The 18,536-nt window shown below is 45.2% G+C and carries 11 protein-coding genes; 7 read left to right on the top strand and 4 right to left on the bottom strand.

What is annotated here, in order from left to right:
• Positions 1 to 12: 12 nt before the first annotated feature.
• Both V6984_RS13645 and srtB read right to left on the bottom strand, forming a co-directional pair.
• Positions 13 to 4,914, bottom strand: a complete 4,902-nt coding sequence (locus V6984_RS13645; RefSeq protein WP_342756170.1) for a leucine-rich repeat protein — start codon at positions 4,912 to 4,914, stop codon at positions 13 to 15.
• A 28-nt stretch (positions 4,915 to 4,942) separates the two neighbouring features.
• On the bottom strand, positions 4,943 to 6,106 hold the full coding sequence (gene srtB, locus V6984_RS13650) for a class B sortase (protein ID WP_342756171.1): 1,164 nt from the start codon (positions 6,104 to 6,106) through the stop codon (positions 4,943 to 4,945).
• A 232-nt stretch (positions 6,107 to 6,338) separates the two neighbouring features.
• On the opposite strand from srtB, the gene V6984_RS13655 reads away from it, so the two are divergent.
• From V6984_RS13655 to V6984_RS13665, 3 genes are all read left to right on the top strand, one after another.
• Positions 6,339 to 6,563, top strand: coding sequence for a chorion class high-cysteine HCB protein 13 (locus V6984_RS13655; protein WP_342756172.1), 225 nt, complete (start codon positions 6,339 to 6,341; stop codon positions 6,561 to 6,563).
• 267 nt (positions 6,564 to 6,830) lie between these two features.
• Positions 6,831 to 7,385, top strand: a complete 555-nt coding sequence (locus V6984_RS13660) for a hypothetical protein (RefSeq protein WP_342756173.1) — start codon at positions 6,831 to 6,833, stop codon at positions 7,383 to 7,385.
• On the top strand, positions 7,360 to 7,632 hold the full coding sequence (locus V6984_RS13665) for a hypothetical protein (protein WP_342756174.1): 273 nt from the start codon (positions 7,360 to 7,362) through the stop codon (positions 7,630 to 7,632). The genes V6984_RS13660 and V6984_RS13665 overlap by 26 nt, the downstream gene beginning before the upstream one ends.
• 107 nt (positions 7,633 to 7,739) lie before the next feature.
• Here the strand turns inward: V6984_RS13665 and leuS are convergent, their stop codons facing one another.
• A complete protein-coding gene (gene leuS, locus V6984_RS13670; RefSeq protein ID WP_342756175.1) occupies positions 7,740 to 10,157 on the bottom strand; it encodes a leucine--tRNA ligase in 2,418 nt (805 codons plus the stop codon).
• A gap of 203 nt (positions 10,158 to 10,360) precedes the next feature.
• Positions 10,361 to 12,448: an elongation factor G gene (locus tag V6984_RS13675; RefSeq protein ID WP_342756176.1), complete on the bottom strand. Its 2,088-nt coding sequence runs from the start codon at positions 12,446 to 12,448 to the stop codon at positions 10,361 to 10,363.
• Positions 12,449 to 12,779: 331 nt separating this feature from the next.
• Here V6984_RS13675 and aroF point away from each other — a divergent pair, with 331 nt between their 5' ends.
• The 4 genes from aroF to V6984_RS13695 all read left to right on the top strand — a co-directional run bounded on the left by aroF (position 12,780) and on the right by V6984_RS13695 (position 18,468).
• On the top strand, positions 12,780 to 13,808 hold the full coding sequence (aroF, locus tag V6984_RS13680; protein ID WP_342756177.1) for a 3-deoxy-7-phosphoheptulonate synthase: 1,029 nt from the start codon (positions 12,780 to 12,782) through the stop codon (positions 13,806 to 13,808).
• On the top strand, positions 13,805 to 14,905 hold the full coding sequence (locus V6984_RS13685; RefSeq protein ID WP_342756178.1) for a prephenate dehydrogenase: 1,101 nt from the start codon (positions 13,805 to 13,807) through the stop codon (positions 14,903 to 14,905). Before aroF ends, V6984_RS13685 begins: the two co-directional genes overlap by 4 nt.
• 14 nt (positions 14,906 to 14,919) lie before the next feature.
• Positions 14,920 to 16,194, top strand: a complete 1,275-nt coding sequence (aroA, locus tag V6984_RS13690) for a 3-phosphoshikimate 1-carboxyvinyltransferase (RefSeq protein ID WP_342756179.1) — start codon at positions 14,920 to 14,922, stop codon at positions 16,192 to 16,194.
• Positions 16,195 to 16,362: 168 nt separating this feature from the next.
• Positions 16,363 to 18,468, top strand: coding sequence for a methyl-accepting chemotaxis protein (locus V6984_RS13695; RefSeq protein WP_342756180.1), 2,106 nt, complete (start codon positions 16,363 to 16,365; stop codon positions 18,466 to 18,468).
• Positions 18,469 to 18,536 lie beyond the last annotated feature (68 nt).

An 18,536-nucleotide genomic window follows, 5' to 3' on the forward strand; every position in this document is an offset into this window, starting at 1 on the left:
GTCCCCCTGCGATTAAGCCGTTTTTACTTTTGGCTGTACTTTATCCTTCTTCGCAAATAAAATAACAGAAATGCATGCAAGTCCTATTGCAAGGAACCACTTCGGATGAATCGGATCCCCTGTCTTAGGTGTCGCATCGATCAGACCTTCCGTAAGGTTCGCTTTATCTACATAAATCGTGTACGGTGAAAAATGCGTTGCCGTAAACTGAATACAAGGTACTCCGTCAATCGTCGTGAACTTCGCTCCTAATTCCTCCAGTTGGGAATTAACCACGCTTGCAGCTTTGTTGTTGCCGGCATACTGAACCAGTTCGTCCGGCAGAGGCAGCGTAATATCTACAGTTATTCCGCTCACATCCGTTATCTTAGTCTGCCCCGTAGAATCGTACAAGCTGATATCCATCGGCCAATAAGCAATATTACTGAGATCGCCGTATTTCGCCTCCAAAGCCGCTATAACAGCCGCCGTCGCCTGTGCGTCCTCCGTTATCCTGATTACATAGTTGTCCGAAGAACCGTTCACATTTGCCGACGCCAGATCCGTATTGGATATTCCGCTCTTTGTCACATCCACGCTTGTCGTCGAATTGCGAAGCGTATTTCTCGAATTGCTCGATACGGAAGAGGAACTTCCCGTCTTTAAATTTGCTGTAATATCTACATTGTTTGAAGGCATCGTAAAGGTAGTGGAAATAGCACTTGCATCTACAAATCCTACTCCGGCAGAAGAACTCGTCCATTTATCAAATACTTTTCCATCGGCCGTCGCATATGCATTGATGTTAACGATTGTACCGGGTGTATAATCACCGCTTCCACTTCCTCCGTGCACTACAACCGTATATTTTGTGGTATTGCCGGAAACCGAATTGTCGCTGCTGCTTCCATTGCTTCCATTGCTCCCGTTATTACCATTATTATTGTTATTACCGTTGTTGTTACCGTTATCGTCATCATCGTCACTGCTGCCCGATGTAAACATCGCGACTACATCCAGATCCTTTGTCACATTCTGCCAAGATGTTGCCGGGAACCACCCGCTGAATTTATATCCCGTCTTGGTCGGGTGAGCCGGTTCAATCGCACTTTCCCCTGCCGTCACCTGCTGAGGCTTTCCTATCATGGTCGTCATTTCTGAATCAGCCCAGAATGTTACTGTGTAGGTTCCCTCAACCTTATCCGTATAAGTAGCATAAATATCTACTGCCGCCGTGATATTGGTATAAGCTCTGTCCCAGCCGGTAAATACCTTTCCGTCTACCGCCATCTTATCCGCTGAGGGCGGAACGGCATCCTTGCCCGATACTACTTCCTGCGTATAATCACTCATTACAGCTTTATTATAGTCGAAAAATCTTACCGTATAAGTCGTAGCGTCCTTCGCTTTATAGAGCGCTAATATTTCTCTATCCTGAGTAACCGGGTTGAATATAGTCTCACTCGGCGACCATCTATCGAAGGTCAATCCCTTTGCAGTATGATCCGGAGGTGTGGGCAATTCAACATTCTGACCGTGTGTAACCTGAGTATCCTTGATAAGCACAAGGTTACTTTCATCCGATGCATCGAAGAACATTACCGACCACTTCGTTAAAAGGTCAACGCTGTCCGTCTGCATGAGATAGCTGTAATCTGCTGCATATAGTGCTGCATTACTTGTTGGATCACAGACAATTTCAACCTTATGCTTAGCAGCCTGATCGTTCTGCGGCCAGAAATCGGATCCGTACACGCCGGTTCCATCCTCGAAAGGAGTATATGCAAAAGCATTAGCCGCAATCTGCTGTACACCATTGGGTATTTGCACAAATTTAAGTATCGGCGTATTCCAAAACGCACCGCCCCTAATCGCTCTGGCGGTACCGGGCAATGTTACCTTATATAATAATTTACTTTCCGCAAAACATCTTTCCGGAATTTCGACAACTGAAGATTTAGTCAAATCCACTTCACCGATATCGTCACAATCCATGAATGCTTCTTTTGCAATCTCTTTTATTCCGGAAAATTCATCGGGTCCTACCAAACCGGAGCCTATCGCATTTCCCCTGCTCTCCAGGCATTCTACGATCTTCGTTTTCACTCCGCTCGTCAAGCCATAAATAATTCCGTTGCTGTAAGCAAAATACTGGCTGTCCGTAAATGTCACATTTGTCAGACTGGTACAGCCTCTAAACGGACGTAACCCAAGGGTGGCCGTATCAGGACCGATGTCTGCCGATGTAAGCTTGGCACTTTCATCAAAAGCATAGTCACTTATGACGGATGCTCCGCTTATATAAGCGCTGGTCAACTCCGGCATTTGTGCGAAAGTATAAGACTCAATCGTAGCAATACTCTTTGTCGTTATGCTCTTAATATCACTCGCCGGCGTAGTTGTCGTTCCTAGAGTATTTCCATTCGTATCCAGCCCAGAAAACAAACCTTCTTTAATCGCAGTAACTCCTGTCGGTATTACAACATTGTATACGGAATTTTTCATATTCACCTGATTTTCCGTAGGATTTGAACCTGTAAAAGCGTTTTCTGCTTCAGAGCTTATTGCGCTGGTAATATAAGGATATAAATATTCTTCTATGCTACTATTTCCACTAACGGTGCCCGTTCCAGTTCCGTCTGTATTTTTATATCCACCCTCGACCTCTGCCTTCGTAGGAAATCCCTGCAATTCCGCAGCGCTTATATTCGGATTATACTTAATCGTCAAATTAGAGGGAAATCCGCTGTAATAGGTTATATATGTAATCGGCTGTCTTCCTTCATTAATATTGGCATCGGCCTTCATCGCATATTTAAAAGGTGCCGTATTGGTTCCCTTAGAGTTTTCAACCGTTCCCGAAAAACTAAGGAAGGGCGTTCCATCCAAAAATTCTTCATCCTTACAAGAATAACCATCTTGTCCGCCTGTTAAATGAGCAGGCGCAGTAGTTCTTATCTCCTGAGTTGCAAATGCGTCGGCACCGATACTCTCTATATTAGCCGCCTCTGTAAAAATAACATGTTTCAGGTTATGGCTGCCTTGGAATGCCTTGGCAGCGATCGTTTTTACCGATGCCGGTATCGTGACCTTTTCTACCCAGCAATTATCATTAAAGCTGCCGTATGCAATGGTATAAATCCCATATGGTCCAATTTGCTCCGGCATGGTAAGCTCCGGAACTTTTATTCCTGTTGTAGAATTTCCATCAACATCTTCCACTCGGAATACAATGAGATCTCCCCCTGAATTCACGGCATAAACAAGTCCAACAGCTACGGGCGTCCCATCCTTAGTGCCCGTCGAAGGTACTACTATTTCATATTTATCCTCGCCATAATATTTAAAGGCAATAGGGTTTACCGTACTGCCCGCCTCTGTTTTCGTCGTATTGGCGGTCTTATGGGAAGGAGTCTTTGTCGTATTGTTCGATCCGGACACATACCCCGGTGCTTCGATATAGAAGGTTTCTCCTACATCAGCTTTAAACTCCTTAAATCCATATGCTCCGTCAATATCGCCATCAGACTCCTCCTTATCCGTTACGAAGTCCATCGTTTCGCTCTGGGTGGATATAAATTTAAGACTTTTACAGCCCTGCACCGTAGATAAATGAAAATACGGATTGCCGTTGTCGTCCAATCCATTATAGCTTTTGGGGAGTGTCAGGGACTGCAGGGAGGTGCAATTCTTGAACGCCTTATATCCGATTTTCTGAAGGTTAGAATTCTTATCGGTTCCTTCTTCCGTTCTTATCAGTTCCATGGTTGTTAAGCTTGTACAGTTCTCAAATGCCGAATCTCCTATCGTATTCGTGACCGTAGGTAATGCAAAGGACTTCAGGTTTCCGCAATTGTAAAACGCGTGATGTCCTATTGTAGCAATCATCGCATTATAAGGCATTTCCACCGAAATCAGATTCCCGCAGTTGGCAAAGGACCAGTTGCCCAACGTATTTAATCCATTGGAAAAGGATATAGCTTCAATATTGAAGCAATTATAAAAAGCGTAATCACCAATTCCTAATAAGTTACTGCCTATAATCAAGCTTGTAATATTCGCCGCCACTTTACCTTCACCGGTTCCTCCAAATACGCTCTCCGCACTGGTGGAAGAACCTTGAATTTTCCAATCCCCTTTTGAGGAATCATAAGCCGAATACTCATTTCCTATATAAGAAACCTTAGCATCCATGATCCGGCCTGTAGTATTTCCCGAAGCGAGTTCCCATTTAGTCTCATCCGTTAAATCTGCATCACTGGCAGGAATCCCGGTCGTGTTACCCGTGTAATAAAATAAGTCAACATCCTGTTCCCCGTCCGGGCTCCATATCCCTTTGGATTCTTTACTACATGGATTTAATTTATCAAACACTTGCTTCGGAGTCGTCGTAACCTCTTTTGCCCATGTTCCATCTGCTTGATACACGTCAGTAGGATTTTCTGTATTCACATACACCGTCTTGGTGGATTTATAATACAAGGGTTTTCCATTCTTACCGGCCGCTGCATAACCTCCAGTAGTTCCCAACGTATCCGTATACTTTACATAAGCGTCTACGGTATTGGGAATCGTCAGCTTTCCGCCTGTCAGAGACTGCGTTTTTAAATATCCCGTAATGACAGCAAATTTATTAGAATTGATACTTTCGCTGTCACCTTTATCATCTACATAAGCAAACTGAAAGGTACCGTCTTCCGTCTGATATATCCGGTCATTCGCATCCAAAAAAGGAACTGCTCCCCCGTTCTTCGTACTGGTCAAAGACTTAGCCCACGGATTACCTACCGTATCCCACTCACCCGCAGCCTCTGCCGGCGTCACCGGAATCGTCGTCACAATGATCGCCGAAACCATAAACAAACATCCCAGCGTCTTCCTAAGCTGCCTCCGTAATTTTAAATTCTTCTTCTTTGTATCCTTACCCTTAGCCATCGCTACTCTCCTCCGCCGTAAAACGATTTTATTGAATCCTCTTGGCAACCACCGCGAACCTCCCGTCCGTCTGCGAGTTGTCACAAGTCGACAGCGTCAGTAATTCGTCGCCGTACTCAGCGGTTACCCCGGTATCGTACAGAGACATTTCCGCCATCTCTTTCATATAAGAATTGAATTCTTCCACTGAATTCGCGTTTATGAATTGATAATATTTAAAAGAGACATCGTTCTCCTTCAAGACCTTTGCCCTGAACACATACATGATCTGGTAGGTGCCTTTTTCATATATCGTATCAAATTGTATCACACTATGTTCTTTATAGTAAGACTCTTTCACATATTTTTCCAAATCTCCGAACATCTTGCCGGACTTCATATGATGTCCATACAGTATCAGGTTCTGGGAGCGAGGAAACGCCTCGCACTGGTAATCCATGAAAATACTGCCATTCTTATCATATTCTTGATTAAAGTTATACGTAAGATAATATTCGTTGTTGGATGTCTGCATTACAGGATAATCTATTATTGTATCGTCAATTTTAAGCCATCCGATTAGCTTTTTATTCTTATTATATAAAGTTTTATATTTAGCAAGAACATCCGGAAGTTCAACCGCTTCCTGCTCGCCCCGAACTACGATCACCCTTTCTCCTAAGTCCGCAAGCGCCTGACTGTCCTTAAGCTCTGCTAACTGCGCATAATTTGCGCCGGTTCTCTCCGCAAAAAAATAATATACGAAGAAATATCCAAAACAGGCCGCCGCACATAGAGAGCATAACATCACTGTCAACTTCCTGCGCTTTTCCACCGCCTTTAACTGGTCTTCTATCTCACGGCGCATGTCCTCATCGAAGTCCTCCAGCGAAATTTTCTTGCCGCCCTTAATCGCTTTATGGCTTTTATTTCTTTTCTTTTTATTTTTACTTTTCCCCTTTCCATTATTTTCCTGCCTCTTGTAACGCTCCACCAGTTCATATACTTCATCGTCGAAGTCATTACCGACCGCTGTCTCGAACCGGTAGGTCCCTCCCCGCATCTGTTCATACAGGGCGAATACCTCCTTTGGATTTTTCAAATCTGTCTTGGACCTAATGATGTCTATCTTCTTCTTATCCCTGAGTGCAGCTTCATAATCTGCTTTCGTACGGAATTGCCTGCCCGAAACTGTCTGCCTTTCCGCTGCCATTTACCTGTCTCCTTTGTATCAATTATCCGTTATGCCATATATTCCCTGAATTATAAAACAACATATATTAACATATTACTAATACCTTGCAATTAATTCAAGTATTTTGTCGATTTATTGTACTAAATTTTTAAAAATTTCTATATTTCTTTTCTATAATTCAGGAAACAAAAACATGCTATCCATCATAGTATAAACCATAAATAAAAAAATTTTTTTTGGAGGAAAATTTATGAGTGATTTAACAGCAACAGGATGTGGCTGTGGCGGAGTAAGCGATAGTAACTCCGGATGTAATTCTATACTTTTGATAATTCTTTTGCTCTGCGTATGCGGCGGAAACAATAGTGGCTGTGGCAATAACGGCATCTTTGGCGGAAATAGCGGAAGCGGCTGCGATAGCATCGTATTTATCCTGCTTATCCTTTGCTGCTGCGGAGGAAATTCCTTCTGCTAAAGCCCCTACGGAATCAGATAAAAATACAAAGTTAGAGCTTTTCTGATTTCAACTACACATCTTGAAGATAGGCTCTCCCGAGCCTATTTTCTCTTGTCCGCCAGGGACTTACCTCCCGCGGCACCGGTGTGTATGCTATGTAATAGCAATCTATTATTTATATAACAATGCTGTCATATAGCAATGCTATCATAATAGCATGGAAATACGTATATTTTCACTTTTATGTACATAAGATTTTATGATAACAAAGGGGTAAGGGATCTTATGGAAGAAAAAAAGCAAGACAAAATAACGGCTTTTGATGTCCTATCTACAAACAATCATATACAGATGTTAAAAATTATTATCCCTTATTTCGACAGCCAGATACAGAAACAATTAGCAATTTATGTGAAATTTCTGGAACTGCAGCACACCCTTTCTTATTATCAGTCACATTCTTATGAACTGCGCAGCTGCGCCATTAAAAAAGAAGAATTAAATATCGGTAAAATATGCTCCGAGATTCTTCCCTACTGCACGCAGGAAGAAAAACAAAAGGTAGAACAAATCGCAGGTCTTTTCCGCTCCATGGATATGTATAAAGAAATGTTCAGTACCTTTGAAGTAATGAAAGAACTGTTTCCGGAAAGCTTCGAGGGCGGCTTCCCCTTTGGGGCACCCCCTCAGCCTGACCCGGATTCCGGCGGTTATTCCGCGAATAATCAAGCGACTATGAATATGGCCGACATGCTCATGAACATGCTTTCTCCCGAGCAGAAGGCGATGTTCGAAATGTTTGGAGGTAACAACTATGAATCAGAACGAATGGATGGATGATCCCCTCGTTGCCGGCATCGATAGAAATAAGCTTCAATTCTTGCAGACACTCGTCTTCGAGAGCCGGAACCTCTCCCGCGAACAGTTAATTCCATTTCTTATGAATGTATCGCAAAAGGGAAGGATGAATAATATTTTATTCGACGATGAAGAAATCGCTGCCATAGCCGCCGCGCTTCGCAAATACTCTTCCCCCGAGGAGGCTGAGAAGATAAGTAAGCTCATGGCTTTAAAGAGAAAACGTTAGAAAACAGCGTATGCGGGCCTTATCTCCTGCATACGCTGTTTTCTTTAATATAAAAAGCCCTCCGGAAAACGATGCGCAGCTACGCGCGCTTCTCCTGATTTATTAATTTATGGCTTCACTACGATATTGACGATTTTTCCGGGAACATAGATTTCCTTTACAATTTCCCCCGCAAGCTTCGCTCCCAGTGCCTCCCTGCCAGCCGCAATCGCCGCTTCCTTCGTGATGTCTACAGGCACCTTAATAACAATCTTCGTCTTCCCGTTCATCTGAACGGCTATTTCCTTTTCGTCATCCGCCATCGCGCTTTCATCCGCCACAGGCCACACCGCATGAAATACGGAATCTGTTTCGCCCAACTGATGCCACAGTTCCTCACCGATATGAGGTGCAAAGGGGGACAGGAGGATAACTGCTGTCTTTAACGTATCCTTGTCAATTCCTTCGTTTCTCGCCATGTCTATCATCTTATTGTTGTATTCCATAAAGCCGGATACTACTGTATTCAAGCTGAAACTTTCCAGGCGCTGTGAAATGTCGGCAATCATCTTATTGCGTACCTTCAGCATTTCTTTGGTCGCTTCCACGTTTTTATCCTTATTTTCCGTTACGAGATTCCACAAGCGCGTAATAAAGCGGTAAACTCCGTCGATTCCTCTGTCGTCCCATTCCGAATCCAATTCGGGCGGTCCTACAAAAAGCTCATATAGCCTTAAGGAATCGCAGCCGTAGTCATTCACCAAATCGTCAGGCGACACTACATTCCCCTTGGATTTACTCATCTTAATACCGTTCTTTCCTGTAATCATTCCTTGATTGAACAATTTGGTAAAGGGTTCGTCAAAATCAACGACTCCGATATCGCACAAAAACTTCGTATAAAATCTGGAATAGAGCAAATGGAGAACCGCATGCTCCACTCCTCCGATATACATATCTACCGGAAGAAATTTGTCAGCTTTTTCCCTGCTCACCAACTCTTTATCATTCTTACTGTCCACATAACGCAGGAAATACCATGAGGATCCTGCCCACTGAGGCATGGTGTTAGTCTCTCTTTTAGCAGGCTCGCCGCAGACAGGACATGCGGTATTCACCCACTCGTCAATGCCCGCAAGAGGAGATTCTCCGGTTCCTGTCGGCTGGTAGGACTCCACCTCCGGCAGAAGCAGCGGCAGTTCGTCCTCCGGTACCGGCACACAGCCGCACTTAGGACAGTGCACGATCGGTATCGGCTCTCCCCAATAACGCTGGCGTGAAAATACCCAGTCGCGAAGCTTATAATTCGTCGTCTTATGACCAAAGCCGAGCTTTTCGATCATCGCCGGAGCTTCCTTCTTCAAAACAGCGGATTCCATGCCATTCCATTCGCCGGAATTGATCATCGTTCCCGCCGCTTCGGTATACGCCTCGGTCATATTTTCAATTTCTTTTCCACCCTTGGCAATAACCTGAATAATCGGGATATTGAATTTAGTTGCAAATTCGAAATCGCGGTCATCGTGAGCGGGTACGCACATAATAGCGCCCGTTCCGTAATCTGCCAGCACATAATCCGAGAGCCAGATCGGCGTCTTGGCACCGTTTAGAGGGTTCACGGCATAAGATCCCGTAAATACGCCCGTTTTTTCTTTATCCTGAAGTCTGTCCACATTGGATTTGTTGGCTGCATCCTGAATATACTTTTCTACAGCAGCCTTTGTCTCCGGCGTTGATAAGCCTGCTGCCAGCTTGTGTTCCGGCGCCAGCACCATAAATGTCGCTCCGTAAAGAGTATCCGGTCTCGTGGTATAAACAGTGATCGCTTCGTCACTTCCATCTACCTTAAAATCCACTTCCGCACCGTATGAACGCCCGATCCATTCGGACTGCATCTTCTTTACCTTCTCCGGCCAATCAAGCTTGTCGAGATCCTCAAGAAGACGATCCGCATATTTGGTAATGCGTAACATCCACTGATTCAGATTCTTCTTAGTCACCTCCGCACCACAGCGCTCGCACTGGCCATTTACCACTTCTTCATTAGCGAGTCCTGTCTTACAGGAAGGACACCAATTGATCGGCATTTCCTTCTGATAAGCCAGCCCCGCTTTGAACATCTTCACAAATATCCACTGCGTCCACTTGTAGAAATCAGGATCCGTCGTATTGACCTCCATATCCCAGTCATAAAGCGCCGCTATCTGATTAATCTGCTTCTTGATATTAGACACGTTTTGTGCCGTAGACTTCGCAGGATGCACACCCATCTTAATCGCATAATTCTCTGCCGGAAGGCCGAAAGCGTCCCAGCCCATGGGATGAACGATATAGTGCCCGCCGTTCATCATCTTATAACGGCTCCACACATCAGAAATCACATATCCTCTCCAATGCCCTACGTGAAGTCCGTTTCCCGACGGATACGGGAACATATCCAGACAGTAATATTTAGGCTTCTTCCCATCGTCTACGTTCACAGGCTTATTTTCCCACTCCTTGCGCCATTTTTCTTCAATCTCTCTGTGGTTATACGGTTGTGCCATCTTCTCTTCCTCACATTTTTCAAAAATTTCACGCCAGAAGGCGCAAAACACATTTTAAATACATTATTTTATAAAACACCGATAATTTTATACTTTTTCCCTTGTCATGTCAAGGTTTCCTCCCCCTTTTCTATATAAAACGGGATGCCGCATGCTTTACACATAACGACACCCCGTTTTTATTATCAACCCTTTTTCATGTCTTATTCTTCGCTGCCTTCCGCTACCTTGGCTGCTCTTGCAGCAACCTCCTTCTCCTGGACATCGCTGGGCGCCTGCTCATATCTGACAAATTCATAGGCGAAGTTACCTCTTCCCCCTGTCATGGAGCGCAAATCCGTACAATATCCGAACAATCCTGTCATAGGAATATCCGCTTCGATCACCTGCTTGCCTCCTACCGGATTCATGCCGAGTACACGCCCGCGTCTCTTGTTCAGATCGCCCATAACATCACCGGTATAAGCGTCGGGAACCGTTACCTTCAAGGATGCGATTGGCTCTAACAAAATGGGGCCGGCTTCCATAAAACCTTTCTTGAACGCCTGAATGGTCGCCATCTTAAACGCCATTTCAGAAGAATCTACCGGATGATAGGACCCGTCGTACAGAACTCCCTTTACTCCCACCACCGGGTATGCCGCAAGAGGTCCTTTCAGAACAGATTCCTGCAAGCCCTTCTCTACCGCAGGGAAGAAGTTCTTCGGCACAGCGCCGCCCACGACCTCCTGTGAGAACTCATAAGGAGTCTGTAAATCTCCCGAAGGCGAAAATCTCATTTTAACATGGCCATACTGACCGTGTCCGCCGGACTGCTTTTTATATTTATATTCTACGTCTGAGGTCTTCTTGATCGTCTCGCGGAAAGCTACCTTAGGCTGTGTCAGCTCTATCTCTACCTTGTATTCGTTCTGCAGCCTGCTGGTAACCACCTCAAGATGCAAATCGCCCATTCCGTATAGGAGCATCTGTCTGTTTTCCGCGTCATTCACTACCTTGAGCGTCTGATCCTCGTGCATCATTTTCTGCAAGGACTGGGATATCTTATCGATATCACCTTTGTTTTTCGCATGATATCTCATATAGGTATAAGGAACGGAAATATCTGCTTTACCATATTTAATGGTGGTCGCCTTAGTGGAGAGCGTATTTCCCGTTCTGGCCGCGGTGAGCTTAGCGATCGCTCCGATATCTCCTGCATGGAGCTCGTTTACCTCCAAAGGCTTGCTTCCTTGAAGAACATAGAGCTTGCCCACCTTCTCCTCCACATCCTTATCGCTGTTATATATGAGATCATCGGTCTTTAATACACCCGAGCATATCTTCACCAGGGAATACTTTCCGATAAACGGGTCCACAATAGTTTTAAAGATATATGCGGATTTCGCTTTTGAGAAATCGAAGTTCGCCTGAAAAATCTCGTTGGTCTTCAAATTAATTCCGGCGATTTCCTTGTTCTCCGGACTGGGCATATATTTCACAATGTCATCCAGCAAGGTGTAGATTCCCTGACATAAAAGGCTGGAGCCCATAGTCATGGGAACAATCGTTCCGTCAATGACATTCGTACGAAGCGCTGCCCTTATTTCCGCCTCCGAGAAGGTATCTCCTCCGAAATATCTCTCCATGAATTCCTCGCTCGTCTCAGCTACTGCTTCTAACAGAGTATCTCTGTAAAGCTGGAGATTAGCCTTGCTGTATTCCGGCACCTCACATTCCACAACATCCTTCCCCTGCCAGCGGTAGCCGGTCTCGGTAATAACATTAACATAACCTACGAACTTCTCATTTTCACGAATGGGCAGATGGAAAGGCGCCATCTTCTTGCCATATGTATTCGTCATATCCTCTACTACCTGACGGAAAGAAGCATTATCCACATCCATATCCGTTACGAAAACAAAACGGGGCAGCTTATATTTATCGCACAGCTCCCATGCCTTTTCCGCTCCGACTTCCACTCCGGCCTTACCCGATACTACGATGATGGCCGCATCCGCCGCGCTGACCGCTTCCTCCACCTCTCCTACGAAATCAAAAAATCCCGGCGTATCCAATATATTTATCTTAATCCCTTCCCATTCGATAGGAACTACCGAAGAAGAAATGGATATTTGTCTTTTCTGCTCTTCTTTTCCGAAATCACTTACTGTATTTCCATCGGTTACCTTGCCCATTCTCGAGGTAATACCTGATAAATATGCCATTGCTTCAACCAGACTTGTCTTGCCGCTTCCCCCGTGTCCGAGCAATACTACGTTTCTAATCTTGTCAGTTGTGTAAACATTCATATAATTTCCTCCAATTTTCGCAGTTTTTGGGCATTTTCCCTAGGCCGTAATTTGAGTCATACACTGCCCTTTTACTCCCATGTGTATATTTTACTAAAAGCTCATAAATATTACAAGTCAATTTAAACATTCTGCACATGTTTTTTATTATATTTCAAAATCCAGCAAAATTACGCTTCAATATATCAGATCGCCGCGTTGACTTTCATACGTTGAAGTGTTATATTATCAATGTAAATACTGTATATGTCCACGTGCGAAATACATGGTAAAAGTATATGCGGGGCATGCAGATATTAATATAAAAATTTAAAAAAAAGAGGAAAAAAATATGATTATTGTAATGAAACCGAATGCCGCGACGGAAAGTATCGAGTCGGTTGTTTCTTATATCAAAAATAATGGCTTGCAAACTCATCTCTCCAAGGGAGAGGAGGTTACCATTATCGGCATTGTCGGGGATAAGACGAAGCTTCCTACGGAAAACCTGATCAGTTTCAAGGATGTAGACCGTATCGTACCGGTTACGGAAAGCTACAAGTTGAGTAACCGGAAGTTTCATCCCGAGCCCACCACTGTAAAGGTTGGCAACACTCATATCGGTCCCGGAAATATGACCATTATGGCCGGTCCCTGCGCCGTGGAAACAGAGGAACAGCTCATGTGTATTGCCCGGGCGGTGAAAAAGTCCGGTGCCACTATCCTGCGCGGAGGTGCCTACAAACCAAGAACCTCCCCTTACTCCTTCCAGGGGCTGGAGGAGGAAGGCCTGCGTTACATGCAGACAGCCAAAAAAGAAACCGGCCTTTCAACTATCTGCGAAGTGGTGAGCAACGAAGCGATAGAAGCCGCCGTCAAATACGTAGACATGATTCAGATCGGCGCAAGAAATATGCAGAATTTTATCCTGCTTAAGGAAGCGGGACGTTCCGGTCTTCCCGTCTTGCTTAAAAGGGGGTTATGCGCTACCATCGATGAATGGCTTAATGCTGCGGAATACATTATCGCAGAGGGCAATCCGGACGTAGTACTGTGTGAAAGAGGTATCCGTACCTTCGAAACTGCAACGAGGAATACCTTGGATTTAAGTGCTGTCCCAGTTCTGAAAGAAAAAACACACCTTCCGGTTATCGCAGACCCCTCTCATTCCACAGGCGCTTACAAGTATGTACCGCCCATGGCGAAAGCGGCAGTTGCATGCGGCGCAGACGGACTGATGATAGAAGTACATGACAATCCCTCCTGCGCACTTTCGGACGGTCCTCAGTCCCTGACCTTCAAGAAATTCGACAAACTGACAAAGGAACTCAAGCCGCTCTGTGATTTAATGGGGCGGGAATTTGCGGGGATAACTTTATGAAACAACTGACCTTGGGCTTTATCGGTCTGGGCCTTATCGGCGGTTCCATCGCCAAGGCTATGAAGGCGGCATGCCCTGAGACCTCCATAATCGCATATGACGTAAACGGCAGTACTCTGGCTCTCGCCATGGAGGAAGGAATCACGAACCGCATCTCATCCTCTATCGACGCCTCTTTTTCAGCCTGCGATTATATCTTTTTATGCGCGCCGGTTGCCGAAAACGATGTGAATCTAAAAGTATTAAAGCAATACCTTTCGCCTGCCTGCACCCTTACGGATGTAGGCAGCGTAAAGGGAGACATTCACCGCCATATCGAGGAAGCAGGGTTGTCCGGCCAGTTTATCGGCGGTCATCCCATGGCAGGCAGCGAGCGCTTTGGATATACTAATTCCAAAGCTATCCTTTTGGAAAATGCTTACTATATCCTTACTCCCGCTCCTTCTGTTTCTGAGAAAAGAGTGGAAGACTTTAGACAGCTGGTCGCTGCTATGGGTGCCATTCCCTTAGTTCTGAACGACGAGCAGCACGATTATGTAACTGCTGCAATCAGTCACCTTCCTCATATCATCGCTTCCTCTCTTGTGAATCTAGTCAGAGATTCCGACTCAAAAGACGGTATCATGAAGCTGATAGCGGCAGGGGGATTCAAGGACATCACGAGAATAGCCTCCTCTTCTCCCGATATGTGGCAGCAAATATGCCTGACCAATACGGAAAACATCGCATCTTTGCTGGAGGACTATGTAGCGGCTCTCATACGGATCAAAGAACAGCTGAGCAAGAAGGACGCGCAGTTTCTTTACCGCTTCTTCGATGAGGCCCGTATATATCGTGATTCCTTTATCGAGACTTCAAGCGGTCCCATTAAGAAATCCTATTCCCTCACCATCGATATCGCTGATGAAGCAGGAGCTTTGGCTTCCATTGCCACTATGCTCGCTCTCAAGAATATCAGTATCAAGAATATCGGCATCGTACACAACAGAGAGCTGGAGGAGGGCGCCCTTCGCATAGAATTCTATGAAGAAGCCGCAATTCAAACCGCCGGAGAAATTTTAAAAAGCCGCGGCTATGTTATCTATGAAAAAAAATAAGGAGGATTCCAGTCATGAAATTCCATACAACAAAGGGCCTAAAAGGAGAGCTTGCGGTACCCGGCGATAAATCCATTTCCCATAGGGCGGTCATGTTCGGTTCTCTCGCTCTTGGCACTACAGAAATAACCAACTTTCTGCAAGGAGCGGATTGCCTTTCCACCATCGACTGCTTCCGCCGTCTCGGCATCGAAATTAATAATGAACCCGATAAGATCATAATACACGGAAAGGGACTGGACGGGCTGTCCGCTCCCTCTTCTATTTTGGATGCAGGTAACAGCGGCACTACTACCCGGCTTATCTCCGGTATCCTGGCTGCGCAGCCCTTCGAAAGTATACTTACCGGAGACGATTCCATAAAGAGTCGTCCTATGAGACGCATTATGGAGCCTTTGACCATGATGGGAGCGGATATCATAAGCTTAAACGGCAATGACTGTGCCCCTCTTCGGATTACAGGCCAAAAACTGCACGGCATCCACTACCGCTCTAAAGTTGCCTCTGCTCAGGTAAAATCGGCTGTCCTTCTGGCCGGACTCTACGCCGACGCAGTCACCGAGGTGACAGAGCCCGTAATCAGCCGGAATCATTCTGAGATCATGCTGGGCACCTTCGGCGCGAAAGTATGGACAACGGGCACTACTGCCTCCATCGAGCCCCGCCCTTCTTTGAAAGGTGCGAAGATCAACGTTCCCGGCGATATTTCTTCCGCCGCTTATTTCATCGCTGCCGGACTTATCGTTCCAGGCTCCGATATCCTCATTAAAAATGTGGGCATCAATCCTACCCGTGACGGCATACTGAAGGCAGCGAAGGCTATGGGCGGAAATATCGAGCTTCTGAACGTCAGCCACGTAGGCGAACCCACGGCTGACCTTCACGTTACCTACAGTCAGCTGCATGGAATTACCATTGAAGGGGATATTATTCCTACATTAATCGACGAGCTTCCCGTTATCGCTGTCATGGCTGCTGCCGCTCAGGGCACCACTGTGATAAAAGATGCCTCTGAACTTAAAGTTAAAGAATCCAATCGCATTGACGTCGTAGTGGAACAGCTTTCCTCCATGGGCTGTCACATAACAGGAACTGAGGACGGGATGGTTATCGAGGGCGGCGGCCGCTTAACGGGCAGCATTATCGACCCTCATGCAGACCACCGCATCGCCATGAGCTTTGCCGTTGCTTCTCTCATAGCAGAGGGTGAAACTGAGATTTTAAACAGTGATGTCGTATCTATCAGCTATCCATCCTTTTACTCCGATTTACGGAATCTGTACGAATAAAGGATCAGCGGGGCTTTGTTCATATTCACCACTATTTTCCAGTTTTCATGTACAACTTGCTCATTTTGTTTAGGATAATTGTTTTTTTCGACAAAGAATGCTACAATCAACATAATAATAGGTGTAGAACAACTTGATCATGCTTTTAGAACAGGGGGTACTACAAAAATGAAACTTAAAACAAGAGCAAAAAAAGAAAGGAATGTCCAAACAAAACAGCCGGAAAGCAAAAAAAGAAAACGAGATTTTTTTCTTTCCATCAGAACAAAAATAACTTTTATCCTCGTTATTTTTATCCTTTTATCCGTTTCTGTTAACTACAATTATCTCAGTAACCTTTCGAAGGATACTTTAACGAGCTACACAGAAGCGACCTTGCTGGAAATCGTCGAAGCGCAGAATAATTATATCGAGCAGTCCATCGAAAAATATAATTCTACGCTCACTTACCTGAACGGTTCGGAAAATTTCTATGTGTACAACACCAATCACGGCAGTAAGTATTACAAGGAAGTTCATGCTGCCCTGAACAAGTACATGACCCAGAATCCCACCCATGAAAGCATCAATTTCGTGGACGCCGAGACCTTATCTCTTTTAGGGAGTACCGATACCGATAAGGAAGGCGCCGATTATTCGGGCGAGGCATTTATCAGTTACATAATGGAAAACCATAAGCCTGCGCAAAGCAATGTCTTCTTGGACGACGCTACGGGAGAACCTCTTATTTCCATCGGAGTGCCGCAAGCCAGCCATATCGATGAGAATACCCTGTCGGGAGTGATGTTTACAAACGTTAAAGCTTCTCTCCTCTCGGATACTTTATCCGATATCAGAGTGTTCAATTCCGATACAAGCTACGCTTATCTTCTCGATACCAACGGGACTTATATTTATCATCCCGACAAGGCGCTTATCGGCAAGCGTGCGGACACGCCCCTGATCGATCAGCTTGTAGCCGACATCGAAAAAGGAACGATTCCCGATGCTAAGGTAGTGACCGACAACTCTACAGGCCAGTATATCGCTTACAATATTTCCAATCTGAACCACTGGATTCTCTGTATTGCCGTTCATCAGGATTCCGTACTTGCCCCGATCGATGAGATGCGTCAAAGTTCGGTAAATATCAGCATTATCATCGTCATTATCATGTCCGTGCTGGGATATATATTTGCCACTACGATTACAACGCCCATCAAGGTCATCACCAGGATTGTTCGTAAGACGGCAGATCTCGATATCTCACAGGACGACTCCTACCATTACCTTTTGAAAAAGAAGGATGAGACGGGATCTATGGGACGCGCCGTATCTAAGATGAGACGGGCTTTCAGCAGCATGATGCACGATATTTCTTCCACCTCAGACGTAATCAATACCAATTCATCGAGGTTGTTAGAAATAGCGAATACGATGAACGATAACGCCAGTACTACTTCCAGTGCAGCAGAACAGCTTTCTTCCAGCATGGAATCCACTGCCCGGAACACGGAATCCATCAGCAGACAGATTCAAGCTATGGGCGGAAATACTGCTTCTATCAATGAAAAGGCAACACAGGGAGTAGGTTTTTCGGATGAGATCATGAAACGTGCCATCGCACTTCGCGAAAGCACTCTGGCAGCTACTGAAAAGACAAAAGCAATGTATGAAACGGTAAGAACGGATACGCAGTCGGCTATCGACAGCTCCAAATCCGTTTCAAAAATTAACGAAATGACTAAAACAATCATGGAAATTTCAAGTCAGACCAGTCTCCTCTCTTTAAATGCTTCCATCGAAGCTGCAAGAGCGGGCGAAGCGGGCAGAGGCTTCTCTGTTGTAGCGAGTGAAATAGGAAAGCTTGCGGACCAGTCCTCCAAGACAGTTACCAGCATCACAGCTATAGTGGCCGAGGTCAATACCGCAATCGACAGGATGACTTCCAGCCTAACGGCGACTTTAGATTTCCTGAATCAGACGGTGCTTGCGGACTATCAAAGCTTCGTTACTGTCAGCGAGCAATATTCGGAGGATGCCGGATTTATTAACAGAACGATGTCCGATATCGATTTATCCATCGATGAGCTGAATAATACGATGATAAAGATAGCCGATTCTATCCATCAAATTAATATTGCCATCAACGAAACCAGTCAAGGTGTCGGTGTAGTCGCTTCCAATAATGCTCAGACGGCAGTTCTCACGGCGGACACTTATCATATGGTTGAGACAACGCTCGCACAATCGGACAAGCTGAAGGAGATGGTAAATAATTTTACCCTCGATTAACTGTCATAAAGATTTTGAATTCGAGATTTACTGATTAAAAAAGCACTTCACGTGATATTTATCTGTGA

It is taken from the genome of Kineothrix sp. IPX-CK, from assembly GCF_039134705.1.
Taxonomy (GTDB): Bacteria; Bacillota; Clostridia; order Lachnospirales; family Lachnospiraceae; genus Kineothrix; species Kineothrix sedimenti.

What these genes read in the sequence shown, in the direction of transcription:
- V6984_RS13645 (WP_342756170.1), bottom strand. Translation starts at nt 4,914, where the DNA reads ATGGCTAAGGGTAAGGATACAAAGAAGAAGAATTTAAAATTACGGAGG.
- srtB (WP_342756171.1), bottom strand. Translation starts at nt 6,106, where the DNA reads ATGGCAGCGGAAAGGCAGACAGTTTCGGGCAGGCAATTCCGTACGAAA.
- V6984_RS13655 (WP_342756172.1), top strand. Translation starts at nt 6,339, where the DNA reads ATGAGTGATTTAACAGCAACAGGATGTGGCTGTGGCGGAGTAAGCGAT.
- V6984_RS13660 (WP_342756173.1), top strand. Translation starts at nt 6,831, where the DNA reads ATGGAAGAAAAAAAGCAAGACAAAATAACGGCTTTTGATGTCCTATCT.
- V6984_RS13665 (WP_342756174.1), top strand. Translation starts at nt 7,360, where the DNA reads ATGAATCAGAACGAATGGATGGATGATCCCCTCGTTGCCGGCATCGAT.
- leuS (WP_342756175.1), bottom strand. Translation starts at nt 10,157, where the DNA reads ATGGCACAACCGTATAACCACAGAGAGATTGAAGAAAAATGGCGCAAG.
- V6984_RS13675 (WP_342756176.1), bottom strand. Translation starts at nt 12,448, where the DNA reads ATGAATGTTTACACAACTGACAAGATTAGAAACGTAGTATTGCTCGGA.
- aroF (WP_342756177.1), top strand. Translation starts at nt 12,780, where the DNA reads ATGATTATTGTAATGAAACCGAATGCCGCGACGGAAAGTATCGAGTCG.
- V6984_RS13685 (WP_342756178.1), top strand. Translation starts at nt 13,805, where the DNA reads ATGAAACAACTGACCTTGGGCTTTATCGGTCTGGGCCTTATCGGCGGT.
- aroA (WP_342756179.1), top strand. Translation starts at nt 14,920, where the DNA reads ATGAAATTCCATACAACAAAGGGCCTAAAAGGAGAGCTTGCGGTACCC.
- V6984_RS13695 (WP_342756180.1), top strand. Translation starts at nt 16,363, where the DNA reads ATGAAACTTAAAACAAGAGCAAAAAAAGAAAGGAATGTCCAAACAAAA.